We start from the raw sequence: 26,327 nt of genomic DNA, 5'->3' as shown, positions 1-26,327 counted from the left end.
CTGACGAGGTGTGGGGTGGGCGGCTTCCTGCACGGCGTCCGCCACGCCGCACCCACCGGCGGCCAGGACGCCGAGGGCGGCGAGTGCACCGGCCAGTCGCGTCTTGCGAGCGTTCATCTCTTCGTCTCTCTCGGTCGGAAGGGGTCGATGCACTGCAATGTGGGGGACAGTGCTGCCGTACGGCTGCCGCTATGCTGCTGCCGGCTGCCGTTCCGCTGCCGTTTCGCATCTGCGCTGCTGGCGAGGGGGATCTCGTGGTCGACGCCTTCCAGATCCTCGGCGACGTCCGTGCCCTGCGCGCCAGCGTGGCGCTCGACCTCGGCCCGGCGAAGCAGCGCGCGGTCCTGGCCGTCCTGCTGCTCACCGCCGGCCGACCGGTCCCCGTGCACCAGATCGTCGACGCCGTCTGGGGCGACGAGCCCCCGGAGAACGGCGCCAACGTCGTCCAGAAGTACGTCGCCGGGCTGCGCCGCGTGCTGGAGCCCGACCGCTCGCCCCGGACGCCGGGAGAGCTGCTGGCCCTCACCGGCGCTGGTTACGTGCTGCGCGCGGAGCCAGGCGCCGTCGACGCCGAGCGCTTCGAGACCGCGCTGGCGACCGCCTCGGTCCAGCGCAAGGCCGGACGGTACGCGGAGGCGGCGGAGACCCTCCGGCAGGCGCTCGGCCTCTGGCGCGGCGAGGCGCTCGCGGGGCTGACCGGGCCCGTCTTCGACGCCGCCCGCACCCGGCTGACCGAGGCCCGGGCCACCGCCTGGGAACGCTGGGCGGAGGCCGAGCTGGCCCGGGGCAACCACACGGGCGTCATGCCGGATCTCGTACGCCTGGTCGAGGAGTTCCCCCTCCGCGAGGGCCTGCGGGCGCAGCTGATGATCGCCCTGCACCAGGGCGGGCGGCAGGCCGAGGCGCTGGCCGCGTTCCGCGACGCGCGGGAGTACTTCCTGGCGGAGTTCGGGGTCGAGCCCGGCGAGAAGATGCAGGAGACACACCGGCGCATCCTGCGCGGCGAGGCCTTCTACGCGGAGCCGGTCGACCCGTGGGCCGACGGCGACGAACCGGTCCCCGCGCCTCCCCCGCCGACCTTCGTCCAGCAGTACGTGCCACCGGACGTCACGGTGGCGACCCCGCCGCCCCCGCCGCCGTGGGCAGTGCCGCCTTCCCTGCCGAACCCGCCGCCGAAGCGGTTCCCGATCGGCGAGGTGGTCGTCGCGTCACTGCTGCCGATCCTCCTGTGCTCGTTCGGCAGCTGGATCTACTTCGTGTACGCGGGGTTCCACCGTCGCGACCGGCGCCAGTTCGTCGTCGCCGGCGCCTACGCGGTTCTCTTCGGGGTGGCGTGCGTGTTCGCGGCGATCGACCCGACGCCGGTGGAGAGCCAGGATCTGAGCACGGCCGAGTGGATCGGCTTCCTCATGTTCATGGGGATCGCGGTGGCGGCGGCCGTGCACGGCGGCGTCCTGGCGGCGCATCCGGGCGACACGCCCCGCGGCCGGACGCTGCGCGAGCAGGCCCGCCAGTTCGCCGCGTTCGACCCGGCCCGGGCCCGGCAGCTGGGCGTGGGCCGCCCCGACCTGGTCCGGCCGTTCGACGACGGGGGGCTCGTCGACCTCAACCACGCGCCCGGCCACGAGCTGGCCCGGTTGCCCGGGGTCACGCCCGAGGCGGCGCACCGGATCGTGATCGGACGCTTCGAGCGGCCGTACGCGCACCCGGAGGAGCTCATCGTGTGCGGCCTCGTGACGGCTCGCACGATGCACCGGATCGGCTCACGGCTGATCTGCATCCCGCCGGCGCAGACCCCCGCACAGGCACCCTGGGCCGGTCCCCGGGTGTGGCGCTAGCGGGCGCCGGCCGCCGAGAGCTGCCGGCGGGCCACGTACTCCACCAGCTCGATGAGGACGTTGCGGGCGGCGAGCGGCTCCCGGGCGTCGAACTCGACCACCGGCACGTCCGGGTCGAGGTCGAGGGCGCGGCTCACCGCCTCGGCGCCGAACCGGCGCTCGTCGAAGCAGTTGACGGCCACCACGAACGGGGTGCCGCGCTGCTCGAAGTAGTCGATGGAGGGGAAGCAGTCGGCGAGGCGCCGGGTGTCCGCCAGCACCACCGCGCCCAGCGCACCCTGCGACAGCTCGTCCCAGAGGAACCAGAAGCGGTCCTGCCCGGGCGTGCCGAACAGGTAGAGCTGCAGGTCCTCGGTGATCGTGATGCGCCCGAAGTCCATCGTCACCGTGGTGGTGCGCTTCGCCTCGACCCCGGCGGTGTCGTCGGCGCCGTCGGCACCGGTCAGCACCTCCTCGGTCTGCAGCGGCCGGATCTCGCTGACCGAGCCGACCATGGTGGTCTTGCCCGCACCGAAGCCGCCGGCGATGAGGATCTTGAGCGCGACCGGGATGCGCGAACGCGCGCCGTCACGGTCAGAGCGCACGGAGTCCATTGACAACCGCCTTGAGTACGTCGACGTCATGCGGCTGGGAGGCCGCGGGAGGCTCGTAGAGCGAGATGAGTCCCGCCGAGCGTAGATCACCCAGCAGAACCCGGACGACCCCGATGGAGAGGTCCAGTTTGGAGGCTAGTTCCACGACGGACGTCGGCTCCCACGCCGCGCCGACGATCGCATGATGCTCCGGTTGCAGCGCGGGTGACGGAGGTGCGTCCGGCATGGTCGCGACCACGAAGGCGACCAGGTCGAGCTCGCCGCCGGCCGGCGCCACCCGGCCCTGCGTCATCGCGTACGGGCGGACGACCGGACCCGCGTCGTGGTCCAGCCAGTCGTGCGGCGCGCGCCTCGGGTCAGCGGGCATCGGACCCGGGAAGCCGCTCCGGCGCGTCCATCGTCTGGCCGACCCGGGTGACGATCATCGCCATCTCGTACGCGATGAGCCCGAGGTCGGCGTCGCTGCCCGCCACGACCGCCAGGCAGGCGCCCAGCCCGGCCGCCGTGACGAAGAGGAACGCGTCCTCCATCTCGACGACGGTCTGGCGCACGGGCCCCGCGCGGAAGTGCCGGCTGGCGCCCTTGGCGAGGCTCTGGAACCCGGCGGCCATCGCCGACAGGTGCTCGGCGTCCTCCCGGCTCATCCCGGCCGACGCGCCCAGCAGGAGACCGTCGGCGGAGAGCACGACCGCCTGCCGCGCCGTCGGCACCCGCTCGACGAGGTCGTCGAGGAGCCAGGTGAGGTTGCCGCTCTGGTTCGTCGTCTGTGCCACTTATGCGTCCTTCTCCGGCCGATGGATCTGGTGGTTCCCGTCGGGAGCGCTGTCGGTGGTGCCGTCGGGCCCGGCCACGGAGCTCGGCACGGCCGGGATGGTGACGGTAGCCGCCTCGGACCAGGTCGGCTGCCCCGCCGTCCGTTGTTTGTCAGTTTCGGCGAGGTCTTCGTCACGCTTTCCGGCTTCCGCCGAGGGGCCGGGGGCGCGCCGGGCGAGGGCGGCCGCCTCCCGGCGCCCTCTCGTCGTGCCCCGCTGCAGCGCGCTCATCAGCGAGCGGACCTCCTCGGGCGACCGTGCCGTGGCGGCTTCCGCACGCTCGGCGACCGGACCGCGGAGCTGAGGCGCCAGGCTGGCCTGCCGGACCCGGCGAGGCAGCAGAGCCTCGTCGGCCGGCTCGACCGCTCCGGCCGCCGGCCGCTCGGGTTCGGGATCGGCGGGCCTGACGGGCTGCGGCGACGGGACCGGCTCGGCGGGCTTGACGGTCTCTGGCGGGACCGGCTCGGCGGCCCGGCGCTGGGCGGGGATGCGCGGCGCCGGCCCCGGGGCGCCCGGCGCGGGCAGCAGGGCCGGTCCCTCGCCGTGCAGCAGGCTCGACGCGCCGGTTTCGTGGCCATTGTGGTGGTTGCCGCCGGACGGCCAGTCGACGTCGAGGCCGTCGCCGGTCACCAGCGGGATCTGCGCGGTGATGTCGCTCGCGCCGGTCAGCCCGGTCGGCGAGGTGAGGTTCGGCGGAAGCTGGGCCGGCGGCCCGGCCGGTCCCCCGTGGCGGCGGCGCGGCACCGTGCGGCGCCGCTGGACCAGGCCGTCGGCGCTCAGTTCCCCGACGACCGCGCTCGGGGTCGGCCCGGTCACCGGACGGTCGGCGTCCAGCGCCTCGTCGGTGGCGGCTGTGACCGTACCCTCGAGAACCTCCGCCGGATGCTCCCACGAGCCGGCTGCCTGCTCCGGGGCCGCGGGCAATGCCGGGGCCCCCGGGCCCGGCGGCGCGGCGGTGATCAGCTCGCCGGGGATGAGCACGACCGCGGTCACGCCCCCGTAGGCGCTGGGCCGCAGCGAGACCTTGATGCCCTGCCGGGCGGCGAGCCGCGCCACCACGAACAGGCCGAGCCGGGCGCTGTCCGCCGGGTCGAAGTCCGGCGGCTCGACCAGCTTGCGGTTCGCCTCGGCGAGCGCGTCGGCGGACATGCCCAGCCCGCGGTCCTCGATCTCCACGGCGTACCCGTTGGGAAGCACCTGGCCGACCACCTGGACCCGGGTCTGCGGCGGTGAGAACGAGGCGGCGTTCTCCAGCAGCTCGGCCAGCAGGTGGATGACGTCCCCGACGGCCCGGCCGAGCACCGCGGAGGACTCCACGGAGACGATGTCGACCCGCTTGTAGTCCTCCACCTCGCTGATCGCGCCACGGACCACGTCGATCAGCGACACCGGGTTGCGCCAGCCGCGGCCGGGCGCCGCACCGGCCAGGATGACCAGGTCCTCGGCGTGCCGGCGCATGCGGGTGGCGAGGTGGTCGACCCGGTACAGGTCCTCGAGCTCCTGCGGCTCGGTCTCCCGGCGTTCCATCTTGTCCAGCAGCGCGAGCTGGCGGTGCAGCAGCGTCTGACTGCGCCGGGCGATGTTGAGGAAGACCTCGTTGATGCCGCGGCGGACGTCGGCCTCCTCGACCGCCGACTGCACCGCGGTGCGCTGCACCTCGTTGAAGGCGCGGCCCAGCTGGCCGATCTCGTCCCGGCCGTACTCCAGGGGTGGCGTCTCGGCGTCGACGTCGACGGGCTCGCCGCGCTGCAGCCGCCGGACCACCGTGGGCAGCCGCTCCCCCGCCATCTCGAGGGCCTCGCGGCGCAGCCGGATGAGGCGGCCGACGATCGAGCGCCCGACGCGCACGGAGACGAAGACCGAGACGACGAGGGCGGCGAGCCCCAGCAGGCCGGCCACGCCCAGCCGGGCCAGCACGTTCACCGCGACGGGCTTCGCGTCGTCGGCCAGCGAGTCGGTGGCGTTGATCTCGAACGCGCGCAGCTGCTGGGCCGTCGTGTCGTACGCCGGCTGCCACGCGTCGGCGCCGACCGGGGACGGCGCGCCCGCCCGGCTGTCGGCGACGATGAGGTCCTGCAGCTCGCGCAGCCGGCCGAAGGCGGTGCCGTTGCTGAGCCGCTGGTACGCCCCGCGGTCGCGTTCCGGCAGGTCGTTGACGCCCTGGGCCAGCAGGAACCGGGACGTGCCGATGGCCTGCAGCACCTCGGTCCGGGTGTCGGCGCTGAACTGCCCGGCCGCGTGCGTGGCGGCGAGCAGGGAGTCGACCCGGCTCAGGTACTCCTGACCGCGGCCCAGCGTGATGAGGGCCCGGATCTCCCGGTCCACCTGCTCGTCGCCGAACGTGGCGGTCGCGGCGAACATCTGGAAGCCGCTGTCCACGATGCCGTTGTAGAGATTCTGGGCACCGACCAGGTCGACCTCGCGGCGGTCGATGTAGCCGCGGGCGGCGCCGAGGCCGTCGAGGTCCGTGAAGATCTGCCGGATGCGGGACTCCAGCGTGTCCCCGGCCGCGCGGCGGGCCTGCTCGCTGCCGGCAGTACGCCGGAAGTCGGCCGCCGCGCGGTCGGTGGCCGCGCGCTGGGCCGTGAGGTCGGCCGGTGAGCCCTTGGGGTCGGCGAGGAAGACGACCGAGAGCCGCCGCTCGCGCTGGATCTCGCCCATGAGAACCTCGCCCGGGGTGCCGACCGTGTCGAGCAGCGTCTGCGCCGACAGCAGGTTGACCGCCGGGCCGGCGGTGATTGCCGTCGCGAAGACCCAGAGCGCCAGCAGGGCGGTGAGCGGAACCGCCACCAGCGCGATGATCTTCGAACGGATCGACCAATTGCGGGTTCTCATCAGACTCCGCCCGAGGGATGTGCGGGACGACGCCCGCGGCTCCGGCGATGGTTGACGTGTCAACGACCATCGATGAGCTGCGTACGCCCTGGGCAGAATACGGAACCGGCGCGATCCGAGCCAGTTCCGCGCCGTGCCGGATCGCTCGCACAGGATTGACGACCCTGGTTGGGTGGGAATACCAGCGGGTGAAGAAGGAGGCGGCCCGATGTCCCCCACAGTCGTGATCATTCTCATCGTCGTCGTGCTGCTGGTGCTCGCCGCGATCGCATTCGGCGTCCGTGCCAGCCGCCGCAGGAAGTTGCAGAAGACCTTCGGACCCGAGTACGACCGCGTCGTCGCTGACGCGGACAGCCGCACCGCGGGCGAGCGGGAGCTGGAGGAACGCCAGAAGCGGCACGCCGAGCTGGAGCTCAGGCCGCTCTCGGCGGAGAACAAGGCCCGCTACTCCGTGGCCTGGGAAGAGGTGCAGATCCAGTTCGTGGACGCCCCGGAGCAGGCCGTGGCGACCGCCGACGAGCTGGTGACCCGCCTGATCGCCGAGCGCGGCTACCCGACCGGCGACTACGACGAGCAGCTCGCCACCCTGTCCGTCGAGCACGCGCGGACCCTGGAGCACTACCGCGACGCGCACGCGATCAGCGAGCGCAGCCGCAACGGCGAGGCCGACACCGAGGACCTCCGGCAGGCGCTCGTGCATTACCGCGCGCTCTTCGCCGACCTGCTCGGTGAGAACCCGGTCCGGTCGGAGGGAGCCACGGCCCCGAATAGCGAGCCGAAGCTTCCGTCGCAGAAGATCAATGACCACGACAGCGACGTCGCGGGCTCCCGTCCCGACGCCACGAGCCGCTGAGGAGTCCGACGATGCGCTTCTTCTCCAACGACGCCCGCGAGTCCACCGACGACCCGGCGACCGGCGACCGCCCGGAACGGGTGCAGTCCGAGCCGGTGGCCGTGCCCGGTCAGCGCCCCCAGTCCCCCTGGTCGGACGCCCCGGGCGAGGAGGCCCGCGACAACGCGCCGCAGAACCCCGACGACGACCCGGACCGCACCCAGTTCCACGAGCCGAGCCCGCAGCCGACGGCGTTCGGCGCGGCGACGGTGGGCGGCGCGGTCGCGGCGTCCGCGACGGCGAACCCGATCAACGACCGGTGGGACGCCACGGACCGCACCACCGACGCGGCCTCCGGAGTGGCCGACGACCGCAGCGTCGCCCCCGGCGACGGAGTGGCCGACGACCGGGGCGCCGTATACGGCGACAGAGTGGCAGACGACCGGGGCGCCGCGGGCGGCGTGCCCCGTGACGGAGTGGCCGATGACCGCGGCGCCGCGGGCGACCGCTCCTCGGAGGACGTGGTCGACGTGGCCCTCGACGACCGCGGCACGTTCGACGACCCGCAGGTCAAGGACGCGGCAGCGACGCGGGCCGACGACGCGCACCGGGACGACACTGCACTCGATAACGAGGCGACGCACAGGGATGACGCCACGCTCAAGGACGACGCCGCGCTCAAGGACGAGGGCGGCTTCGAGGACCCGAAGGCCGTCGACCCGGTGACCGAGGAGCCGCTCGCCGCCTCCGAGGGGAGGCACGCCGAAGCCGACGAGACCCCGGCCGAGGCCGCCCCCGTGGCCGCCGCGCCCGCCCCCGCCGCCGCGAACGAGCCCGACACCTTCTTCGCCGCCGCCGACGCGCAAGCTCTCCAGGAGCGGTGGCGCGACGTCCAGCTCCGCTTCGTCGACAGCCCGAAGGAGGCCACCACCGAGGCCGCCGCGCTGGTCGACGAGGCCGTGGAGAAGCTCGCCGCCGGCCTGAGGTCGCGCAAGGACGGCCTCGGCGGCGAGAGCGACGACACCGAGACGCTGCGGGTCCAGCTCCGCGGCTACCGCGACATCCTGAACCGCATTCTCGGTCTCTGACCAACCCGCGGCCCTGGGAGACTGGGCGGGTGCGCGCCGCCCGCCTGGTCTCCCTGCTGCTTCTGTTGCAGACCCGTGGCCGGATGACCGCGCAGGAGCTCGCCGACGAGCTCGAGGTCTCCGTCCGCACGATCTACCGCGACGTCGAGTCGCTGGGCGCGGCCGGCGTGCCGGTCTACGCCGACCGCGGACCGGCCGGCGGCTACCAGCTCCTCGACGGCTACCGCACCCGGCTCACCGGGCTCACCCGCGAGGAAGCCGGTTCGCTGTTCCTGGCCGGGGTGCCGGGGCCCGCCGCCGAGCTCGGCCTCGGGTCGGTGCTGGCCGCCGCGGAGCTCAAGCTGCGGGCCTCGCTGCCGGGTGAGCTGGCCGACCGGGCGGATCGGGTACGCGAACGCTTCCACCTGGACGCCCCCGGCTGGTTCCGCGCGGACGAGCCCACCCCGCACCTGGCGACCGTGGCGGACGCGGTCTGGCGGGAACGGCAGCTCGAGGTCCGCTACCGGCGCTGGAAGGCCCCGCGCGAGGTCAGCCGCACGCTGTCGCCGCTGGGTGTGGTGCTCAAGGCCGGCCGCTGGTATCTGGTGGCGTCGTCCGGCGAACGGGTCACGGCGTACCGAGTCGTCAACATCCTCGAGGCCGCGGTGCGCGAGGAGCCGGTGGTCCGGCCCCCGCAGTTCGACCTGGCTGCCTTCTGGCAGGAGTGGACCGAACGGTACGAGCGCAGCGTCTACACGGGTGCTGCGACCGTACGGATGAAGGCGGAAGCCCTCGACCGGATGGCATTCGTCTTCCCGCCCGAGATGGCGCGGATGGCCCGGGCGAACGCCTCGGAGCCGGACGCCGACGGCTGGCTGACCACGCAGGTGCCCATCGAATCCGTCCGGCACGGCCACATCGAACTGCTGAAACTCGGCGCGGACGCTGAGGTCCTGGCCCCGCCGGAGCTGCGGGCGTGCTTCGCGGCGACCGCCCGCGGCCTGGCGGCGACATATGCCGACGTCCGCGAGGCAGGATCGTCGGCATGACGATGCCCGAGGACCTGCTCGCCCACAACCGGCAGCTGATCGCCCAGTTCCGCGCGGACGACGGCGCGTCGATGCAGGGCCGCCCGCTGCTGCTGCTCACGACCCGCGGACGCAGGAGCGGCCAACAACGCACCAGCCCGATGATGTACGTCGAGGACGAGGGCCGGTTGCTGGTGATCGCCTCCAACGCCGGCGCGGCGGACCACCCACAGTGGTACCGCAACCTGCTGGCGGACCCGTCCGTGACGGTGGAGCTGCCGGGGCGTACGTTCCCCGCCCGGGCGACCCCGCTGAGCGGCGAGGATCACGAGCGGACGTGGGAGCGGATCGTGCGGCAGTTCCCGTTCTTCGCCGACCACCAGGACAAGGCCGGCGCCCGGCGCATCCCGATCGTCGCCTTGCGAGCCGACTGAGCTTTGTGCGCGACGCCGGCTTCTGTTGCTGCATGACCGTCCCTCCTTGACGGATCTCGGTGATGGGCACGCCCAGGTGGCCGCACCCCTCAGCGGTGGGCAGCCAACGTGGTCGGTGCCGATATACGGCGAGGCGGAAGCCGCGAGCGACGACGCCGTCGACTGCTCCGGCGCCGAGCAGAAGCGCTCCAGCCGTGAACGGCACGGTGGTCGGTCCGGCGACGGCCCAGGTCCCGGCAGCGGTCATGCCTCCGCTGACGATGCTGGTCAGTCTGCCGACGTTCGAACTTGTCGAACACGTGCCGGCCGGGTCGATGGTGTGTGCTGCTCCTGCATGCCCTGGTCGAGCGTGATCTCTCCGGCGCGGGTCGCTCCGACCTGGTCGGCCGACGGCAGCGGCCCCTTCCGACGGTGCGGAAGAGGCCGCCGTTCAGGCCGCTGATCGGCGCTGCACCTTACTTACCCGACTGGGCCCTCCGGCCCGCGAGCCCTGCGCCGATCAAGCAGACGGACATGGCCGACAGGAAGCCGAGCACTTGGGGTGCGGCCGTCACCTCGTGGGTCGCGGCGATTGCGGCTCCGAGCGCGATCAGCACAACCACCAACAGACCCACGTGGATCAGCGTCGTTGCGCGTTCTGGGGAGAGTCGCACATGCCAACCGTTGTTCTTCCGATGCGCTGCTACAGCAAGCAGCACGGTAACAGCGGCGAGGACAACCACAATGGGCCACCCGATGGAGGCATACGTGAACCATCCGATGAAGACCATTGCAGCGAACCATCCCGTGATCAGGAACGCCGTCGCCAAACGCATGGACTGTCTCCTCCTAAAGGGCCGAGCGGGCGCCCTTGACGAACACACCTCCGGCGAGGCCCATCACCCCGCCCGCGAAACAATTGAGCGCCAGCCCGCCGCCGCTCACGTCACGGTGTTGCGAGACGTACGAGCCCGCCATGCCCCCGGCGCAACCACCGATGGCACCAGCTACCAAGATGCCGGCGCCCAGCGTGGCGGCGACATAACCGACGGCGAGAGCGACACCGGCGCCAGCGATGAGACCGAAGGCGTCGTTGGCCTCGTCGTCTGACATCTGCCCTGTCGGGTCGATGTTGTTCACCGGATTTGCACCGGCGTAGCCGTAGCGGTTGCCGTTTCGCGGGTTGCCGATGAAGCTGAGGTTGTCTTGTTGGGTGAAGCGGCCCTGGTTCGGGTTGTACCAGCGTTGTCCGTACTTGGTGAGCCGGGTGGCGGGGTCGTAGGTGCCGCCGGCGTAGCGGATGATGTTGGTCTGTCCGAGGCCGTTCTCCTGGCTGGCGGCTTGGACGACGCCGTAGGGGTCGTACTGGTAGGCGGCGGCCACGGTGTTGTTGCTACCCATGATGGCGGCGACCGAACCGAGGCCGTCGAGGACGTAGGCGTAGTCGGTGGTGCCGATCCGCAGGCCGAGCGGGGTGCCGAGGCCGTCGCGTTCGACGTAGACCGTCGGGCTGGTGCCGTTGGTCCAGGACTGGATCCAGGGCATGCCGTGCTGGTCTTCCATGCCGTAGTCGAGCTTGATCGCGCCGGCGCGGGTGGCTTCGACCTGGTCGGTGCCGGCGTAGGTGTAGTCGGCTGCCCCGCCGGGGCCGTAGGCGGAGGTCATCTGGTTGGCGGCGTTGTAGGACAGAGTGCCGATCAGCGGGGCGCTGGCCTTCGTCTGGTTGCCGCGGTTGTCGTAGTTGTTGTCGGTGCTGGTGATCTGGTTGGCGGAGTTGAAGTTCAGGCTCTGGGTGGTGTTGCCGTCGACCTTGACGCTCTTGCGGTTGCCGTTGGTGTCGTAGTCGTACTCGTAGGTCTTGCCGTACCAGTTGGTGGCCTTGGTGAGGCGGTTGCCCTTGTCGTGGCTGAACTCGCTGACCGCGCCGGTGATCTCGTTCTTCTGCCACTGCCGCAGGCCGGTGTCGTCGTCCTTGTCGGTGGAGCACGGCTGGCCGGAGGTGTACTCGGCGTAGCAGTAGGTGGTGTCGAAGACCTTGGCCGGGGCAGCGGAGTTGCGGGTGGCGGTGATGCGCTCGGGCCGGTCGGACTTGTCGTAGCTGGTTTCGGTGTGCAGGGCCCACGTGGTGTTCTCGTTGTCGGTGGCGAACCACTGGTCGGTGCGGTTGCCGTTCTTGTCGTAGGCGAAGTTGTAGCGGGTGCCGCCGGCGGTGTCGAGGCGGACCAGCCAGTTGCGGGTGTTGTAGTAGTAGCGGGTCGTGCCGCGTCCGTCGATGAGGTACTCGAGGTTGCCGGCCGGGTCGGGCTTGTAGGTCTGCACCGGCGTGTTCGGCGCGGTGCGGATCCGCAGCCGGTTCAGCTGGTCGTACTGGTAGGTGGTGGTGCCGGTGGCATCCGTACGGGTGATCAGGTTGCCGGTCAGGCCGTAGTCGAAGGCGACCGGCGTGGTGGAGGGGCAGCCGGAGCCGGAGTAGGCGACGTTCATCAGCCGGTCCTCGGCACTGTAGTCGTACGTGGTGGTGCAGGCGCCGTTGGTGACCGTCTTGAGCCGGCCGAACGAGTCGTAGGTGAAGGTCTTGACCGCGAGGTTGTTGCCGGTCGGGGCGGTCACCTTCTTGAGCTGCTTGTGATCGTCATACTCGTAGGTGGTGCTGTTGTCGTCGTTGCCCGGGTCGGTGGACTTCTTGAGGGTGCCGTCGTCGTTGTAGTCGACCTTCGCCTCGGCCGCGAGGGCGTCCTTCGTGGAGGTGCGGTTGCCGGCACCGTTGTAGGTGTAGCTGGAGCTGTTTCCCTGGGTGTCGATGGACGACGAGGGTTGGAAGTTGGCCGTCGGGTTGGTCTCAGTGGCCGGATTCGCGTATGCGGCGGATGCGCTCGCGCCGGTCGGCGAGGCGGACTTGGTCATCGACTCGCCCGCGTTCGCCCCGTACGAGTTGGTGATGGTGCCGCCCTCGGGTGACTGCGAGGAGGCGACGTCACCGAACGGGGTGTACTTGTCGCTGCGCTCGTTGCCCGCCGGGTCGACGGCCTTGGTGACGCGTTCCTCGTCGTCGAGGGTGTAGCTGGTGTGGGGCACGTCGGTCACCGGCTTCGACAAATCCTGGCGCGGGTCCGCCACGTCGGTCTGCGTCGAGCTGGTATAGGCCAGGCGGGTGACGGAGCCCTTGCCGGTGGCGAATTCGGTGACCTGGTTGACCGAGGTGACCCGGTGCTGACCGTCGTAGGTGATGATCACGTAGGTGTCCGGCTTGGTGGTGATCTTCGTGAGGTCACCGGCGGCGTCGTAGTCGAACATGACCTTGCGCGGGGTGGCGCTCTGGATCGTCTGCAACCGGCCCGCGCTGTCGTAGGCGTACGACGCCTCGCGCCAGCTGCCGTCCGAGCCGGTCTGCCGGTACTTGCTGATCTTCCCGTCGGTGTACGACACGGCCACGGTCTTGCCGGAGCCGACGCCCTTGTCGGAGGTGACACTGGACCACTGCGAGCCGTTGTAGGCGTAGTCGGTGACGTTGCCGTTGCGGTCCTCGGTCTTGTCCAGCACGCCGTCGGAGGTGAAGAACAACTCCTTGCCGCTGCCGTGCTCGGTCAGTTTCCAGCCGGAGCCGTTGTGCTTGAGCGTGGCCTTGAACTGCCCCGGCGACTTGTAACCGGAACCGGAGACGGTGAACTTGCCGACCACACCGTCGGCCGCCACGTACGTCACCGAGTCGTCGCTGGAGGCCTCGTAGAGGCGCACGTCGGCGCCGCTGCGGCTGCGCCAGCCTGGCCCGAGCGAGCCTTGGGGCAGGTCGGCACCGAGGAACCTGCTGTTGAACGACGCACCCAGGGTCACGTTGCCGGCGATCCCGGGCAGCGTCATCTCCGTGCTGGTCAGCAGCAGGTTTCCGGAGCCGACATTCACCTTCATCTGCAGGCGGTCGGTCAGCGAGAACGACAACTGCGTCGCGTTGCGCACAGGTCCCGTGCCTTTCGGCACGGACGGCGGGTCGGTCACCCCCGCGGCGACCGCCCTGTCCGCGCGCGCCGGCGCCTTGGCAGAACCTGTGTAGAGCCACACCTTGTCGCTTGATTGCGGCGACACCACGGGCTCGATCTGCGGTGCGGGCGGTTCGGCCGACGCCGAACCGGTGGAGATCGCCACCAGGGACGACGATGCCGCCAACGACATCGCCATTCCCAGTGCAGCGCGAATGCGTGCCATCCGAACTCCTTACCGTCGACCGGTGAAGACGGTCTTCACCGGCACCTCAGACAGGAAGAAGGCAGCCTGCGGATCGCGCCGGCGGCGCAGTTCCGCAGTAATGGCGAGTCAGTTCGTGGAGTCCGCCATCTCTTTGTCCGCCCGGACCGGTGGCGGCGCGTCATCGAGCATGTGGTCGACCAGACGCCAGGCGCGGGCCAAGGACCGAACCGCCCAGCTCAGAACCGCGACGAGCGAGATGACAACCACCGCCCTAGCGGCGATCGAGCTCATGACAGAACCGCGGCAACCATGACGTGCCCCCGTATTGCTCTCCCCGTTTGATGACGATGAATGTATGTCCGTCCACAAGCAACAGTCAAGGAGACTAACAAGCGGTGAGGACGAATACCGATAAGACATGGGAAATGAGGTCATCCGGTAACCGAACGTCGATCTTTCCACATTAAACCATGGCCTGCGTCACATCGAGACTAATGTCTGACGCATTCATAGATCTCGAATCCTGCGTGCAGGGACCGCGGAACGCGAGGGCTGCGAGCGGCGCTATCCGCGAAGCGTCACCAGGGCTGGAACGTCTCGCAGGAGATCAGGGTGACGGTGTCCCAACGGCCGCTGCACACGTCGTTGTTGTCGCCGCCGTCGAGGAAACCGACACCGTCGTAGGCGGACAGAACGTCGTCGCCCTTCTCGCCGTAGAGCTTGTCGTTGCCGTTGTTGCCGCGCAAGTCGTCGTTGCCGCCGCCACCGAGAATGGTGTCGTTGCCGCCGAAGCCGTCGATGACATTGGCCGCCGCGTTGCCGACGAGGCGGTCGCTGCCCGAGCCGCCTTCGAGGAGCTCGACGTCGGCGCCGACGGTGTCGTGCTCACCGGCCACACCGTCGTCGCGGGACACGCCGTTCAGAGAGATGGTGACGGGCTTCTTGTAGCGCTGGTAACTGACCTGGTCCCGGCCGGTGCCACCGAGCAGCACGTCGGCGGAGACCTTGCGGTCGTCGGGGTCGCCGCGCAGCTGGTCGTTCCCGGCGCCGCCCTCGATACGGTCCGCGCCGCCCCAGCCGGTGAGGAAGTCGTTGCCGTCGCCGCCGTACAGCTTGTCGTTGCCGTTGTCGCCGAAGATGTCGTCGACGCCGTTGCCACCGTGGATGACGTCGTTGCCGGGGCGATGGGGCGCGGTGAGGCAGTCGCTGTCGCCGAGGACCCGGTCGTCGCCGTCACCCGCGGAGACGTAGTCGGACCCGTCGCCGGCGTAGATGAGGTCGTCGCCGCCCTTGCCGTAGATCTTGTCGTTGCCGGTCGCCCCGTCGCAGGGGTCCTCGCCGTGCAGCGCATCGGCCTTCGGGCCGCCCACGAGCTTGTCGTTGCCCGCGCCGCCGTAGGCGGTGATCGTGAGGTCGCTGTTGTTGACCACCGAGTCGTCCCGGTCGTAGAGCCAGACGGTCACCCTGGCAGGTGTCCTCGTGGTCTTGCAGCGGACCCGGGTCTTGTCACCCTTCACCTGCTTGCAGTTCCTGCCGGGCTTGACAGCCACCCGATCGTCGATCGTGACGGTCCGCCCGGAACGCGTGATCACGACCTTGTTCTTGACCTTGGTGTCGGCCGAGAACGTGACCGTGGTGGCGCCCGCGGTCACCCATCCGTAGCTCGACGCCGCAGCCGGGCCGGCAACGGCCGTGGCAGCAACGGTGATGACAGCCGACAGAAGAAGGGCCGACCAGACTTTGCGCACCGACGCAGCATAGAAGATCTTCGAAAGTCGGCCTAAGCGAGCTCGGTCTTCGTCTCCGAGTCGGTGGATGCCGGGTCCGGCGGCGGCGGGTCGTCCTGGTCGTCACCCGTCGCCGGGGTGGTCGGCTCGGTGGTCGACTCCGTCGGCGGTGTGGTGGGCTCGTCCGTCTCGTCGTCCGCGGGCGGCGTCGACTCGGTCGGCGGGTCGCTCGGCTCGGACTCGGACGGCTCGGGCGATGCCGAGGACGCCGACGGGGCCGGCTTCGGGCGGCTGCGCAGCGGCTTGGTGTCGGCCTTGGGCTCGGTGCGGATGATCTGGGTCTCGTCGGCGGGCGCGTCGCCCGCGCCGGTTCCGCCCTTGGGCTCCGTCGCGTCGTTGTGCTGCACGGTCACCGCGGGCGGCCGCTGCGGCGTCAGTGTCGCATCACCGAACTGCGCGCCCAGCCACATCGCCGGTCCGAGGCCCACCGCCACGATGGCCCCGAAGAGCGCCATAGGTCCCCGTTCCATGAGCGCCCCTCCCCCCTGTCATGGCGATCATCCTCGCTTCGCGTTGCCTTTCTCTACCCATTTCGGCGAACGCTAAGCGAATGACGCCCGATCTTCAGTGTGACAACCCGTGCCGGTCCGGCTACCGCTTCGTCGGACATGCGACCATCCACTAGAGAACACGATCCCGGGGGCGAATCGGTTCATCCGGTCAGGATGACTATCGGGTACGGGACAGAAACGCCACGGCGTCGTCGAGGGCACCCCACCCGCCCGGCAGCTCGTCGGAGTCCAGCGCACCCCGCACGCTCAGGGTCCCGCCCTCGCGCAGCTGCAGGTCCCAGCTCCGCCGCTTGACCTGCGTGGCGCCGGCCACGTCCGCGTACGCGACGAACCGCGACTCCGGCGCGATGACCTCCCGGCGCGGCCCGTCGGCGGCGGCGAACTCGGCCAGCCGCCGCTTCGCGGAGCCGTTCTGCGACCGCGGCAGCCCCGGCACCAGGAACAGCCCGGTGTCGACGATGAGCACGTCCGTCCGCGCCCCGTCGACCACGAGGTTCACGACCCCGCCGACCACCTCGGCGCGGGGCAGGCCGGCCTCCTCCGCGGGCCCGGCCGAGACGTCGACGCCCAGCTCGGCCAGCCGCTCCCGGGCCGTCGCCACGGTCGCCGGGTCGACGGCCAGCGCGGCGAGACCCCCGAGATCCAGGTGCGCGCCGTCCGGGGCGACCAGCTCCGCCGTACCCATCCAGCTGTGCCGCCAGCGGGCCGCACCGCTGCGCAGGGCGGCGAGCGCGAGCAGCAGGGTCACCAGCTCGGCCACCTTCAGCGCGGTCTCGTCGGCCGGCAGGCCGGGGAAGACCGACTCGGCGAGCTTGCGCAGCCGCCCGTCGCCGGCCAGGTCGAGAACGTCCGCCGTCGTGACGACCGGGCTGCCGGCGACCCGGCTCAGGGTGGTCAGGGCCGCGCCGGCCTCGCGCTCGACCTCCACGGTGCGGGCGGCACCGAAGAACTCGTCCCAGCCGACCGCGGTCCGCCCCTGCGGCGGGAAGGCCACCGCCTGCAGAGCGCGGCCGAGGCCCGGGAGGTCGGGCACCAGCTCAGCCTCTGCCGGCATGGGCTCCTCCGCCGCTCCTTCGACAGCGGCGATGGCGGCCAGGCGTTCCTCGCGCGGCGGATGCGTGTCCCAGGTAGACGGCGGCGCCGGCTCCCGCGCCCGCAGCATGGCCACATCCTCGGCCCGGGCCGCCAGCGCCCGCAGGAAGCCCCCGAAGATGTCGTCCGGCACGTGACCCGCCTGCCACCCGGGCCCGAGATACTCGGCGTGGAAGATCCGCATCAGCCCGTCCAGGGCGGGCAGGTCCCGCAACACGGCGGCCGCGGCGGCAGGTCCCGCGTACGCGGCCGCGATCCGGTCCGCCTGCAGCTCCTGCGCGGTGCTGAACGGCGCATCGACACGGCGGTAGAACCGGGCGTACGCCCGCAGCAACGGCCCCGCCGGATTGCGCCGAGGGATGCGCGGCACGATCCGCCCCACCGCGACCCGCCCCCGGTACGCCACCGGCGCGAGCCGCCCCGATGCCGGCGAGTAATGACCGAGCTCGTGCGCGACGACGGCCCTCAGCGGCGCGGTGTCCCACGCCTGCAACAGCGGCAGCCCCAGGTAGAGGTCCCGGCGCCCGCCCGCGAGCCCCAGCAGCCGGGTGCGCTCGATGACCTTGGCAGCCACGTCCGCGACGATCGTCAGCCGGTCCGGAGCCCGCGTACCCGCGGCCGCGGCAGCCCCGTCGACCAGCGCCCACAGCCCGGGGGCGTCCTCCCGACCGACCGGAATCCCGACCGGCTCCGGGCGACGCGTGTGCAGCGCGCGCCGGGTCGCGTACCCCATGACCCCGACCGTGGCGATGCACACCGGCAACCCGATCCGCAGCGCGGCGCCACCCGGCAGCATCGACAGCACCAGCATCACCGGCACGACGACGACCGCGAGCTGCAACGCCGCGACCGCCAGGAACCCGGCCAGCGCGGCAACCGAGCCCCACACCCTTCTCTGCACCCGGCAAGCCTAGGGCCGCCACGGACCCTCCCGGCCGCCGCGGTCCGGCGGTTCGGCCCGGACCATGCCTCTGACGTGCGAAAACTCCCGTCCACTGCCACCGGAGATTTAAGCCTGGTTTTAGCTGGGGGCCGGTCGGACAGTTTCGGGCCGCGCCCGCCGGGGATGCAGGGGCGCATGATCGATCAGACTCTCGCTCTCGCGATCAAGGGGTATGCCTGGCTGCCGGACCTGCGCCGCGAGGCCGGTGGTGGGCCCGTACGCCTGCGTGTCATGGGGCAGCCCGCCCTCGGCATCTGCGGGACCGACGCGGCGGCGTTCTTCTACGCCGACGGCAATCTCGAGCGGCACACTGCGCTGCCGCATCCGGTCGTCAGTTCGCTGTTCGGGAAGGGGGCCGTGCACACCCTTGATGGTGAGGCGCATCGGGCGCGGAAGGCGTTGTTCGTGGCGTTGCTGCTCGGTGACGGGATCGGCGAGGTCGCCAAGCTGACCGGGGAGGCGTTCGACCGGGCCGCCGAGTCGTGGCGGGGCGGGCCGCCCGTCACCCTCTTCGACGAGTCGGCGCGGGCGATCGCGCGGGGGGTGACGCGCTGGACCGGCGTACCGCTGGCCGAGGGTGCGGTGGACGGCCTGGCGGCCGACATGATCGCGCTGGTGGACGGGTTCGCGACGGCCGGACCGCGGCATTGGCGGGCCCTGGCGGCCCGGCGGCGGCGGGAGCGGTGGCTGGCCGGCCTGATTTCGGGGGTACGCGCTGAGCAGGTCGAAGCGGCCCCGGAGTCTGCGCTGGCGACCGTGGCGCGCTTCGAGGACGAGGGCGGGCTGCTGGATGCACGTACCGCCGCGGTCGAGATGCTCAACATCATCCGGCCTACGACGGCCGTGGCGTGGTTCGTCGCGTACGCGGCGCACGCGCTGGACCGGCAGCCTCGGTTGCGGGCGGCGCTGCGTGCGGGTGACGACGAGTTCACCGCCGCCTTCGTGCACGAGGTTCGCCGGTTCTACCCGTTCGCGCCGTTCCTCGGTGGGCGGGCTGCCCGGGACCTGACGTTCCGGGGTGAGGAGGTGCCGCGCGGCACGTTGGTGCTGCTCGACGTGTACGGGCAGAACCACGATCGGGCGCTGTGGGCGCGGCCGTACGAGTTCCGGCCGGAGCGGTTCGTGGGCCGGTCGATCGGGGAGTTCGAGCTGATCCCCCAGGGCGGCGGCGACCCGCGGACGGGTCACCGCTGCCCCGGCGAGAAGATCACGGTGGCGGTGCTGGGCACGCTGGTGCAGCGGCTGGCGCGGCTGGACTACTACGTGCCCCCGCAGGATCTCTCGATCGGTCTGAGCCGGGTCCCGGCTCGGGTGACGAGCGGGTTCCAGCTGGTCGTGCCCTAGTCCATCCAGGGGATCTCGGGCGCCGGGTGGAAGGCGACGCCCTGGTGCCGCCACCGCGGGGCGAAGGCGGCCAGCCGGCGGCGGAACGACTCCCAGTCCCGCACGTCGCGCGGCGACCAGCCGATCTCGGCGATCGCCGGGAGGCGCGGGAACGTCATTGTCTGCACGTCGGCCAGGTTGCGCAGGGTCTCGGACCACAGCGGCGCCTCGACGCCGAGCAGGGAGTCCTCGCCGACGCCGGGGAGCCGCTCCGCCGGGTCCCAGCCGTACGCCTTCTCGACGCCGACCGTGCCCGCCCAGTCCAGCCCGAGCGGGCTGTCGGCGGTGTACTTCATGTCGAGGTAGGTGCGGTCGGCGGGAGACATGAGCACCTTGCTGCCGTGGGCGGCGGCGCGGGCGGTGCCCTCGTCGGCGGCCTCGATGCGCCAGAACTGCGGCACCGCCGAGGCGGGCAGGTCCACCGCGGCCATCTCGTGCCAGCCGACCGGGCGCTTGCCCAGCGCGACGACCAGGGGCAGCACCCGCTCGATGAAGGCGCGGTAGTCCTCGGCGGTGGTGGCCTGGGCCTCGTCGCCGCCGATGTGCAGGTACGGGCCGGGGGTCAGGGCGGCCACCTCGCGCAGGACGTCGCCGACGAACGCGTACGTCTCCTCCTTGCCGGCGACGAGCGAGCTGTAGCCCACCTCCACGTCGGTGCGCTGCGGCGGGGCGACCCCGTCGGCGGTCAGTTCCGGGTACGCCACCTGGGCCGCGTTCACGTGCCCCGGCATGTCGATCTCCGGGACGACGGTCACGAAGCGCTCGGCCGCGTACGCGACGATCTCGGCGTAGTCGGCCTTGGTGTAGTAGCCCGGCCCGGTGCCGCCGACGCCGGTGCCGTCGCCGCCGCTGATCGCGGTGAGCTTGGGCCAGCTGTCGATCTCGAGGCGCCAGCCCTGGTCGTCGGTGAGGTGCAGGTGCAGGTGGTTGATCTTGAAGAGCACCAGGGAGTCGACGTACGACTTCACCTCGTCGACGGTGAAGAAGTGGCGGGCCACGTCCAGCATCGCGCCGCGGTAGCCGAAGCGCGGCCGGTCGGCGATGGTGCCGCCGGGCAGCGTCCAGGCGACCTGCCGCAGTGTGGTCGCGAAGATCTCCGCGGGCAGCAGCTGGCGCAGCGTCTGCACCCCGTGGAACAGCCCGGCCGGAGCGCCGCCGGTCAGCGTCACGTCCGCCGAGGTGATCTCGAGCCGGTACTCCTCGTCGCCCAGCGCCTGATCGAGCCGCAGCCCGATCCCGCCCGGCCCGTCGCTCACCGGCAGCCCGAAGCCCGTCGCCGGCCGCAGGCTGTCGGCCAGGTACGCCGCGACCTGCTCCGTGCCGGGTGCCGCGCTGATGCCCGTACCGTCGTCGATCGTGAAACGTGCGGCCGCGTCGGGCCGCACCTCGGCCGGCGCGGGAATCACATCGCCCAGTCCTCTCGTCACCACTACGCCCTTCTCGTAGAGGCCGTGGCTCGGCCCGCCGGAAACTCTAAACGTTATTTCCAGTTTCCGACCAACCCGATGAAGCGCGTCACGTCGCCGATATCGTGGCGACATGGCGATCTCTCCCCGGCGCGCCACCCCGGCGGACGCGCCCGCGCTGCACGACCTCGCGGCCCGCACGTTCGGACTGGCCACCCCGCCCGGCACGCTCCAGACCGACATCGACGCTTTCATCTCGCAGCACCTGTCGCAGTCGAGTTTCGAGCAGTACCTCGCCGACCCCGACCGCATCCTGCTGCTGACCGAGGCCGAGGACGGCAAGCCGGTCGGCTACGCGATGCTGGTCGGCGGGCCGATCCAGGACCCGGAGCTGGCCGCGACGGTGGGCCCGGACAGCATCGAGCTGAGCAAGTTCTACGTCGCGGCCGACAGCCACGGGTCCGGCACCGCCGCGTCGCTGATGACCGAGACGCTCGCGGCGGCCGCGCAGACCGGCGCGAAAACCTGCTGGCTCGGCGTCAACCAGCTCAACGTCCGCGCCGCCAAGTTCTACGCCAAGCACGGCTTCGAGATCATCGGCACGAAGAAGTTCCTGGTGGGCGACGTCTGGCACGACGACCACGTACGCGCGCGCCGGCTGGAGGTCACGCGCTGAACCAGGCGGCCTCGCCGGGCCGCAGCGCGCACTCGATGCGCCGGCGGGTCAGCTCGGCCAGCGGCGGCAGGCCGGCCGGGTCGAACCAGCCGACCGCCAGCGACTCGTCGTCGTTGACCCGTGCCCGCCCGCCGACCGCCCGGCACCGGAAGGCGATGTCGACGTACTCGGTGCGGTCGCCGTTGGGGTAGGTGTTGGGCGGCTGCGTCAGCACGCTCGTGACCCGCTCCGGCACGACGTGGACGGCCGTCTCCTCGTAGACCTCCCGCACCACCGTCTCGGCCGGCTGCTCCCCCGGGTCCATGACGCCCGCGATCAGCGACCAGGACCGGTCGTCGCTGCGCTGACCGAGCAGGATCCGGCCCGCGTCGTCGAACACCACGGCGGTGACCCCCGGCAGGAGCAGCAGGCGCGGCCCGACGACGTCCCGCAGGCTCTTCAGGTACGGCGATATCGGCATACCGGGCACCCTAGGGCCGCCGGCAGAGGCACGATGCTCGTCAATACCCCTGAACGGGCGATCCCGTACGGGTGACGCTCCCGTTGACTGCCGGCGACCCGCACCCAAGACTCCGAGTACCCAGCGGCGAAAGGGCCGTGGCATGCGTGAGAAACCCCCGTACCTGTTCGATCCGGGCGACGAGCACTTCAGGGTCACCGCGGACGCGGACGGCGCGGTCATCGACATGACCGTCCGCGGCACCTGGCAGCCCGCGCTGCACAGCGCCGCCTCCCGGACGCTGCGCATGTGCCTCGCGGAGAGCCCGGCCGGCATCGTCGTCGACCTGACCGCGATCGAGGACCCCGCCGCGGCCAGCGTCCCGACCTGGCTGGGCGCCGCCCGGGCAACGGCGGCCGCCACCCCCGCCGCGGGCCTCGCGCTGTGCCTGCCGCCCGGAGCATCCCTGGCCGCCCACCTCGACCGAGCCGGCGCGCCGGCCATCCACGCGACCGCCGCCGAGGCCCGCGCGGCCCTGGCCGAGCACCGGGCGCACGAGGTCATCCGCATGTCGCTGCCGCCGGCCTCGCTGTCCCCGAGCCGGGCCCGCGACCTGGTCGGCCGCGTCTGCCAGGACTGGAAGCTGCCCGCGCTGCTGCACCCGGCCCGGGCGGTCATCTCGGAACTGGTCACCAACGCGGTGGAACACGCCCGCACCCAGATCGACGTCGCCGTCTCCCGGCGCGGCGCCGCTTTGCACCTCGCCGTCCGCGACCGCGACCCGATGCTGCCCCGGATCCTGGACCTCCCACCGGTCCGCACCGGCCACCCCCTCGACGAACGCGGCCGCGGCCTGCGAGTGGTCCACGCCGACTCGACCGCCTGGGGCGCGATGCCGACCGCCGGCGGCAAGGTGGTCTGGGCGACGGTCCGCGACCGCGCGGGACGCCCCCGCCCCTGGTGACCGCGGCAGTTCAGGCGGCGAGCCGGTTCCGCCGCCCGCCCTCAGCGACCGCGGCGGATCAAGCGGCGAGCCGTTGCCGGGCCTCCAACAGCGCGAAACCCAGCAGGTTGAGCCCCCGCCACCGGGCCGGGTCGGCGGCCCGCTCATGGGTTGCGGCCAGCCGGATCCCCCCAACCGGCCCGTCGGAGCGCTCCAGCGTGACCAGGTCATCCACGGTGCGAGGCGAGTCGTGCACGCCGGCAGTATCCGTCAGGACTCCGACACCCCTTCGCCGATAGGTTGACCGGCTCAGCCGCGCTTGGACCCAGACAGCGCAGCTTGGAGGAGCTCGTTGACGAGATGAAGATCGTCCAATTCCGTCTCCCGACCCTCAGGAATGCTGCGAAGTTGACGGAGGGAGCGCTCCGCGCGATCGCCGAACCAGAGCTGGGCATGGCGTGCGGCGTCGTCACGTATCTGAGCATCGGCGTCAGCCAGCTGGGTACGGAGAACCGGGCCAGCGGCGGGATCGAGACAGAGACGAATGATGTCCAGAAGGTCTGTCCCCTCCTTCTGCGAACCCCGATTCATTACCGACTGCAGCTTCATGGCGATGATGGGTCCTGGCTCCGCTACGGCGACTGTCAGATCCGCAGTACCGGTGGCCCGTATCATCACCGGCGTCGCGCTTTCCGCGGCCCATGCATGAGACAGCACATGCAGGCGGTCTGTCGGATCGTCCGGCAACGGAGCGAGATCTGCGTCCGCCACCTCGAGGACGTCGACCTGCACGGGCCCTGCGGGAGTAGGTACGAGGGCACCCGACACGCCGCTCCGCTGGGCGCCGCTGCTGATCAGCAATTCCAGTTGTGCGATCTCACCCTCGTGCCGTCGGTTCACCGTGTCCAGGTCACTCGTGGCTCGGTACGGTCGCGTCAACCGGCAGACGACTGCCAGCCCACCCACAACTATGACCTCACGACCCGTCCTTTCCGTGACGGCCGGGATGGCGAGAGCGAGCGCCGACATCGATGTACCGACGAGATCGACCATGACGGGTAAGCGGTTACCAGACACGCGGCCCAGCTTCCGGCGGAGGCGTCCATCCGTCCAAAACTGCACGACCGCGGTCGGGATCCCGCGCCAGGTCAAGCGCCACGAACAACGGCCTGGCCAGTGGCCATGCTTCGTCGGCCAGCTTCACGCGGCTGGCGCACACCATGGCCAGCGGTGCGACGCGTATCGTGGCGCCACGAGTTTCGTGGTTGGCTGCCGGACCGAGCAGGTGAAGGGCTCGTCTCACCACCGCCTGATCCGGCACATAGAAGTCGGGAGGATGGTCCGATCGAGCGGCGAGCGGCGCGCCGTATGCCGCAGCTGCGACCGTGTCGGAGAGTGCCCAGCCGATCGTCGCGCCGGCGTTCGCCAAACCGAGCCGAAGCGCCTCGTTGACGACACTGACCTCCCCGGATGTCACGGGAGCAGGATGACCATGAAGATCCGTGGGGACCGACTGCCAGCGTTCGGCAAGCTCCCAGAACAAGTGGGGGATCATCGGCTTGAGTTGATCGTCGATGAGCGCGGCCGATCGCATCTTGGTCAGGGCTTGCGACACCGAGCTCGGTGATCGGTCGAGCGTCCGTGCGATCTGGCGTACCGACGCCGGTCGGGCTGGTTCAAGCAGGAGTAGTGCCGCCACTTCCTGGCTTACCCGCCCCGCCAGTGCAGGTCCGATGGCAGAAGCCGCTTTCAGTTTGGGGACGTCTGCGTCGATGAAGAGCTCCGCATGGACGAGGTGAAGGTGCCCACGCAGATCCAGCCAGCTGAAGCCAGCCTCCCGCAGCAGCTGGCGAGCCGCTTCTGTCACCCGGTCGGCGACCAACACCAGTAGCGGTTCGTTCGTGCCGCCATCCTGTTGAAGCAACGTCCGCCCAACGGCCTCGGCAGCGACGAGCGACATGCGCTTCACCTGGACCAGGGTGCGACCACCCCCAGGACTGATCAGCACGAGGTCAGCTCCGCTGTCGTTCGGGGCGGGAGCCACGCCTAGGCCGATCGTGGTCGCGGCCTCGCGCAGTTCAGCAACGCCTCGCACATCCGCAGCACTAGCCACCTGCCCACTCTACCGTGTTCGGTGTTCGGTCAATACCGAACACCGAACACCCGTGGCAGGCGCCGGCCACCCCTCGACGAACGCGGCTGCGGCCTGCGAGTGGTCCACACCGACTCGACCGCCTGGGGCGCGATGCCGATCGCCGGCGGCAAGGTGGTCTGGGCGACGGTCCGCGACCGCGCGGGACGTCCCCGCCCCTGGTGACCCACCGCCGGGCGACAAGGCGGTCTGGGTGGCGGGTCAGGCGGCAAGCCGGTCCCGGGCCTCCATTAGCGCGAAACCCAGCAGGTTGAGCCCGCGCCACCGGGCCGGGTCGGCGGCCCGCTCATCGGTCGCGGCCAGACCGATCCCCCACACCCGGTCCGTCGGGCTGGCCTCGACAAGAACGCGCCTGCTCGTCCCGGCGAGGAACTCGCTCAACTCGGCGGACTGCCCGAACTTGGCGACGCTCGCGTCCACGACGATCTCGAAGCGCTGCGCGACCCAGGTCTGCTCGTCGAAGCCGCGCACCCGCCGGCCCAGCATCTTTGCCTGCCGAGGATGGCTCGCGGCGACGATCCGGGCGGCAGCCTCCTCGTCACCGAACAGCAGCGCCTTGCGCCACATCATGTAGTGCTCCGCCGTGCTGAAGCGGACGCCGTCCACTGTGAAGGCGGACGGCCACCACTGGCTGAGGCAGCCCGTGCCGATGCTGCCGTCGCGCTGCGGCCGATGTCCCCAGAAGAAGACGTACTTGACCGGGGCACCGGAGCGCTCCAGCGTGACCAGGTCGTCCACCGTGCGAGGCAAGTCGTTCACGCCCGGCAGTATGCCCGCCCCCTCCGACACTTCCGCCGCATTATTCGTAGTGGTAACGGCAGGAGATGATCGTGACTTCACCGGGCTCCACCGCGTACACCAGGCGATGCTCCTCGTCGATGCGTCGCGATCGGAGGCCTGCGAGATTGTTCCTGAGAACCTCTGGCTTACCGATTCCAGGTCCGTCGGGATCACGCTTGATGTCAGCAATCAGCGTGTTGATGCGCTTCGGCGTCTTGCGGTCCTGGCTCTGCCAGTACAGGTAGTCGTCCCAGCCGTGGTCGGTCCAGCTCAGCTTCATTCTTCCGGACCGAAGTCGCGCTCGGTGGCCCGGCCGGCACGCCACTGCTCAACGCTCTCGATCAAGCGCTTGGCGTTGGCCGGCGATCGAAGCAGGTAGTTGGTCTCCATGATCGAATCCCAGTCTTCCTTGCTCACCAGGACCGCGTTACCCCGCTTCGACACGATTTCGATCGGTGTGTGATCTTCGTTCACCCGCTCAATGAGCGGGAAAAGGGTCTTTCGCGCCTCACTGGCACTGATCGCTGCGGTCACGACGCCTCCCATAGTTGTACCGGATATGGTACCAGTTGGCCGGCCGAACCGCAGAACACCTGACCAAGCGCGGTCCAGCC

The 26,327-nt window shown here is 71.0% G+C and carries 26 protein-coding genes and 1 pseudogene; 9 read left to right on the top strand and 18 right to left on the bottom strand.

Features of this window, described 5'->3' with window-relative positions; all coding sequences use genetic code 11:
- The first annotated feature begins 254 nt into the window (after positions 1–254).
- Positions 255–1,838, top strand: coding sequence for a BTAD domain-containing putative transcriptional regulator (locus tag AB0J80_RS18775; protein WP_364706176.1), 1,584 nt, complete (start codon positions 255–257; stop codon positions 1,836–1,838).
- Here the strand turns inward: AB0J80_RS18775 and AB0J80_RS18770 are convergent.
- The 4 genes from AB0J80_RS18770 to AB0J80_RS18755 are packed head-to-tail and all read right to left on the bottom strand — an operon-like array spanning position 1,835 to position 6,078.
- On the bottom strand, positions 1,835–2,431 hold the full coding sequence (locus AB0J80_RS18770) for an ATP/GTP-binding protein (RefSeq protein WP_364706174.1): 597 nt from the start codon (positions 2,429–2,431) through the stop codon (positions 1,835–1,837). The genes AB0J80_RS18775 and AB0J80_RS18770 overlap by 4 nt on opposite strands.
- A complete protein-coding gene (locus AB0J80_RS18765; RefSeq protein ID WP_364706173.1) occupies positions 2,412–2,798 on the bottom strand; it encodes a DUF742 domain-containing protein in 387 nt (128 codons plus the stop codon). Before AB0J80_RS18765 ends, AB0J80_RS18770 begins: the two co-directional genes overlap by 20 nt.
- Positions 2,788–3,204: a roadblock/LC7 domain-containing protein gene (locus AB0J80_RS18760; RefSeq protein ID WP_364706170.1), complete on the bottom strand. Its 417-nt coding sequence runs from the start codon at positions 3,202–3,204 to the stop codon at positions 2,788–2,790. The genes AB0J80_RS18765 and AB0J80_RS18760 overlap by 11 nt, the downstream gene beginning before the upstream one ends.
- Complete coding sequence (locus tag AB0J80_RS18755) at positions 3,205–6,078, bottom strand: nitrate- and nitrite sensing domain-containing protein (protein WP_364706168.1); 2,874 nt, start codon at positions 6,076–6,078, stop codon at positions 3,205–3,207.
- Positions 6,079–6,286: 208 nt separating this feature from the next.
- Here AB0J80_RS18755 and AB0J80_RS18750 point away from each other — a divergent pair, with 208 nt between their 5' ends.
- Genes AB0J80_RS18750 through AB0J80_RS18735 form a run of 4 tightly spaced genes read left to right on the top strand, consistent with a single transcriptional unit; the run spans position 6,287 to position 9,439 of the window.
- Complete coding sequence (locus AB0J80_RS18750; RefSeq protein WP_364706165.1) at positions 6,287–6,931, top strand: hypothetical protein; 645 nt, start codon at positions 6,287–6,289, stop codon at positions 6,929–6,931.
- A gap of 11 nt (positions 6,932–6,942) precedes the next feature.
- Positions 6,943–7,998 carry a hypothetical protein gene (locus AB0J80_RS18745; protein WP_364706162.1) on the top strand — a complete coding sequence of 352 codons (1,056 nt, stop codon included), beginning with the start codon at positions 6,943–6,945 and terminating at the stop codon, positions 7,996–7,998.
- A gap of 29 nt (positions 7,999–8,027) precedes the next feature.
- A complete protein-coding gene (locus AB0J80_RS18740; RefSeq protein ID WP_364706160.1) occupies positions 8,028–9,026 on the top strand; it encodes a YafY family protein in 999 nt (332 codons plus the stop codon).
- Complete coding sequence (locus tag AB0J80_RS18735; RefSeq protein WP_364706157.1) at positions 9,023–9,439, top strand: nitroreductase family deazaflavin-dependent oxidoreductase; 417 nt, start codon at positions 9,023–9,025, stop codon at positions 9,437–9,439. Before AB0J80_RS18740 ends, AB0J80_RS18735 begins: the two co-directional genes overlap by 4 nt.
- A gap of 455 nt (positions 9,440–9,894) precedes the next feature.
- Here AB0J80_RS18735 and AB0J80_RS18730 read toward each other — a convergent pair whose 3' ends face one another.
- From AB0J80_RS18730 to AB0J80_RS18705, 6 genes are all read right to left on the bottom strand, one after another.
- Positions 9,895–10,254 (bottom strand): hypothetical protein, encoded by a 360-nt coding sequence (locus AB0J80_RS18730; protein WP_364706154.1) that lies wholly within the window; start codon positions 10,252–10,254, stop codon positions 9,895–9,897.
- 13 nt (positions 10,255–10,267) lie between these two features.
- On the bottom strand, positions 10,268–13,618 hold the full coding sequence (locus tag AB0J80_RS18725) for an RHS repeat-associated core domain-containing protein (protein ID WP_364706152.1): 3,351 nt from the start codon (positions 13,616–13,618) through the stop codon (positions 10,268–10,270).
- A 108-nt stretch (positions 13,619–13,726) separates the two neighbouring features.
- Positions 13,727–13,891, bottom strand: coding sequence for a hypothetical protein (locus AB0J80_RS18720; protein WP_364706149.1), 165 nt, complete (start codon positions 13,889–13,891; stop codon positions 13,727–13,729).
- A gap of 287 nt (positions 13,892–14,178) precedes the next feature.
- Entirely contained in the window at positions 14,179–15,348 is a 1,170-nt protein-coding gene (locus AB0J80_RS18715) for a calcium-binding protein (protein ID WP_364706147.1), read from the bottom strand.
- Positions 15,349–15,380: 32 nt separating this feature from the next.
- The gene (locus AB0J80_RS18710; RefSeq protein ID WP_364706144.1) at positions 15,381–15,857 is read right to left on the bottom strand and encodes a hypothetical protein; all 477 of its coding nucleotides are present in this window, start codon (positions 15,855–15,857) and stop codon (positions 15,381–15,383) included.
- Positions 15,858–16,056: 199 nt separating this feature from the next.
- Positions 16,057–17,892, bottom strand: coding sequence for a M48 family metallopeptidase (locus tag AB0J80_RS18705; protein ID WP_364706143.1), 1,836 nt, complete (start codon positions 17,890–17,892; stop codon positions 16,057–16,059).
- Positions 17,893–18,069: 177 nt separating this feature from the next.
- Here AB0J80_RS18705 and AB0J80_RS18700 point away from each other — a divergent pair, with 177 nt between their 5' ends.
- Positions 18,070–19,278, top strand: a complete 1,209-nt coding sequence (locus AB0J80_RS18700; RefSeq protein ID WP_364706140.1) for a cytochrome P450 — start codon at positions 18,070–18,072, stop codon at positions 19,276–19,278.
- On the opposite strand, the gene AB0J80_RS18695 is transcribed toward AB0J80_RS18700, so the two are convergent.
- A complete protein-coding gene (locus AB0J80_RS18695; protein WP_364706137.1) occupies positions 19,275–20,744 on the bottom strand; it encodes a beta-N-acetylhexosaminidase in 1,470 nt (489 codons plus the stop codon). The genes AB0J80_RS18700 and AB0J80_RS18695 overlap by 4 nt on opposite strands.
- A 112-nt stretch (positions 20,745–20,856) precedes the next feature.
- Here AB0J80_RS18695 and AB0J80_RS18690 point away from each other — a divergent pair, with 112 nt between their 5' ends.
- Complete coding sequence (locus tag AB0J80_RS18690; RefSeq protein ID WP_364706134.1) at positions 20,857–21,399, top strand: GNAT family N-acetyltransferase; 543 nt, start codon at positions 20,857–20,859, stop codon at positions 21,397–21,399.
- Here the strand turns inward: AB0J80_RS18690 and AB0J80_RS18685 are convergent.
- Positions 21,389–21,859 (bottom strand): NUDIX domain-containing protein, encoded by a 471-nt coding sequence (locus AB0J80_RS18685; RefSeq protein WP_364706131.1) that lies wholly within the window; start codon positions 21,857–21,859, stop codon positions 21,389–21,391. The two genes, AB0J80_RS18690 and AB0J80_RS18685, sit on opposite strands and share 11 nt — an antisense overlap.
- Before the next feature lie 142 nt (positions 21,860–22,001).
- Between AB0J80_RS18685 and AB0J80_RS18680 the strand changes: the two genes are divergently transcribed.
- Positions 22,002–22,802 (top strand): ATP-binding protein, encoded by an 801-nt coding sequence (locus tag AB0J80_RS18680; RefSeq protein WP_364706129.1) that lies wholly within the window; start codon positions 22,002–22,004, stop codon positions 22,800–22,802.
- Positions 22,803–22,860: 58 nt separating this feature from the next.
- On the opposite strand, the pseudogene AB0J80_RS18675 reads toward AB0J80_RS18680, so the two are convergent.
- The 3 genes and pseudogenes from AB0J80_RS18675 to AB0J80_RS18665 all read right to left on the bottom strand — a co-directional run.
- A pseudogene (locus tag AB0J80_RS18675) lies at positions 22,861–22,977 on the bottom strand (DUF1768 domain-containing protein); the annotation flags it as partial.
- 113 nt (positions 22,978–23,090) lie between these two features.
- Positions 23,091–23,834, bottom strand: a complete 744-nt coding sequence (locus AB0J80_RS18670) for a hypothetical protein (RefSeq protein ID WP_364706126.1) — start codon at positions 23,832–23,834, stop codon at positions 23,091–23,093.
- Positions 23,835–23,847: 13 nt separating this feature from the next.
- The gene (locus AB0J80_RS18665; RefSeq protein WP_364706124.1) at positions 23,848–24,894 is read right to left on the bottom strand and encodes a hypothetical protein; all 1,047 of its coding nucleotides are present in this window, start codon (positions 24,892–24,894) and stop codon (positions 23,848–23,850) included.
- Positions 24,895–24,915: 21 nt separating this feature from the next.
- On the opposite strand from AB0J80_RS18665, the gene AB0J80_RS18660 reads away from it, so the two are divergent.
- Positions 24,916–25,098 carry a hypothetical protein gene (locus tag AB0J80_RS18660; RefSeq protein ID WP_364706121.1) on the top strand — a complete coding sequence of 61 codons (183 nt, stop codon included), beginning with the start codon at positions 24,916–24,918 and terminating at the stop codon, positions 25,096–25,098.
- Positions 25,099–25,134: 36 nt separating this feature from the next.
- Here the strand turns inward: AB0J80_RS18660 and AB0J80_RS18655 are convergent, their stop codons facing one another.
- The 3 genes from AB0J80_RS18655 to AB0J80_RS18645 are packed head-to-tail and all read right to left on the bottom strand — an operon-like array spanning position 25,135 to position 26,247.
- Positions 25,135–25,692, bottom strand: coding sequence for an NADAR family protein (locus AB0J80_RS18655; protein WP_364706119.1), 558 nt, complete (start codon positions 25,690–25,692; stop codon positions 25,135–25,137).
- A 40-nt stretch (positions 25,693–25,732) separates the two neighbouring features.
- On the bottom strand, positions 25,733–25,993 hold the full coding sequence (locus AB0J80_RS18650; RefSeq protein WP_364706116.1) for a Txe/YoeB family addiction module toxin: 261 nt from the start codon (positions 25,991–25,993) through the stop codon (positions 25,733–25,735).
- Positions 25,990–26,247: a type II toxin-antitoxin system prevent-host-death family antitoxin gene (locus tag AB0J80_RS18645; protein ID WP_364706114.1), complete on the bottom strand. Its 258-nt coding sequence runs from the start codon at positions 26,245–26,247 to the stop codon at positions 25,990–25,992. The genes AB0J80_RS18650 and AB0J80_RS18645 overlap by 4 nt, the downstream gene beginning before the upstream one ends.
- Positions 26,248–26,327 lie beyond the last annotated feature (80 nt).

The organism is Actinoplanes sp. NPDC049548 (assembly GCF_040676695.1).
GTDB lineage: Bacteria > Actinomycetota > Actinomycetes > Mycobacteriales > Micromonosporaceae > Actinoplanes.
Note: the sequence above shows the minus strand (reverse complement) of the source record. Positions and strands in the feature narration are given on the sequence as shown.

Bases quoted from the DNA above. Each gene is read 5' to 3' on its own strand.
- AB0J80_RS18770 (WP_364706174.1), bottom strand. From the start codon at position 2,431: ATGGACTCCGTGCGCTCTGACCGTGACGGCGCGCGTTCGCGCATCCCG.
- AB0J80_RS18765 (WP_364706173.1), bottom strand. From the start codon at position 2,798: ATGCCCGCTGACCCGAGGCGCGCGCCGCACGACTGGCTGGACCACGAC.
- AB0J80_RS18755 (WP_364706168.1), bottom strand. From the start codon at position 6,078: ATGAGAACCCGCAATTGGTCGATCCGTTCGAAGATCATCGCGCTGGTG.
- AB0J80_RS18750 (WP_364706165.1), top strand. From the start codon at position 6,287: ATGTCCCCCACAGTCGTGATCATTCTCATCGTCGTCGTGCTGCTGGTG.
- AB0J80_RS18745 (WP_364706162.1), top strand. From the start codon at position 6,943: ATGCGCTTCTTCTCCAACGACGCCCGCGAGTCCACCGACGACCCGGCG.
- AB0J80_RS18735 (WP_364706157.1), top strand. From the start codon at position 9,023: ATGACGATGCCCGAGGACCTGCTCGCCCACAACCGGCAGCTGATCGCC.
- AB0J80_RS18730 (WP_364706154.1), bottom strand. From the start codon at position 10,254: ATGCGTTTGGCGACGGCGTTCCTGATCACGGGATGGTTCGCTGCAATG.
- AB0J80_RS18725 (WP_364706152.1), bottom strand. From the start codon at position 13,618: ATGGCACGCATTCGCGCTGCACTGGGAATGGCGATGTCGTTGGCGGCA.
- AB0J80_RS18720 (WP_364706149.1), bottom strand. From the start codon at position 13,891: ATGAGCTCGATCGCCGCTAGGGCGGTGGTTGTCATCTCGCTCGTCGCG.
- AB0J80_RS18710 (WP_364706144.1), bottom strand. From the start codon at position 15,857: ATGGAACGGGGACCTATGGCGCTCTTCGGGGCCATCGTGGCGGTGGGC.
- AB0J80_RS18700 (WP_364706140.1), top strand. From the start codon at position 18,070: ATGATCGATCAGACTCTCGCTCTCGCGATCAAGGGGTATGCCTGGCTG.
- AB0J80_RS18690 (WP_364706134.1), top strand. From the start codon at position 20,857: ATGGCGATCTCTCCCCGGCGCGCCACCCCGGCGGACGCGCCCGCGCTG.
- AB0J80_RS18685 (WP_364706131.1), bottom strand. From the start codon at position 21,859: ATGCCGATATCGCCGTACCTGAAGAGCCTGCGGGACGTCGTCGGGCCG.
- AB0J80_RS18680 (WP_364706129.1), top strand. From the start codon at position 22,002: ATGCGTGAGAAACCCCCGTACCTGTTCGATCCGGGCGACGAGCACTTC.
- AB0J80_RS18670 (WP_364706126.1), bottom strand. From the start codon at position 23,834: ATGGTCGATCTCGTCGGTACATCGATGTCGGCGCTCGCTCTCGCCATC.
- AB0J80_RS18650 (WP_364706116.1), bottom strand. From the start codon at position 25,993: ATGAAGCTGAGCTGGACCGACCACGGCTGGGACGACTACCTGTACTGG.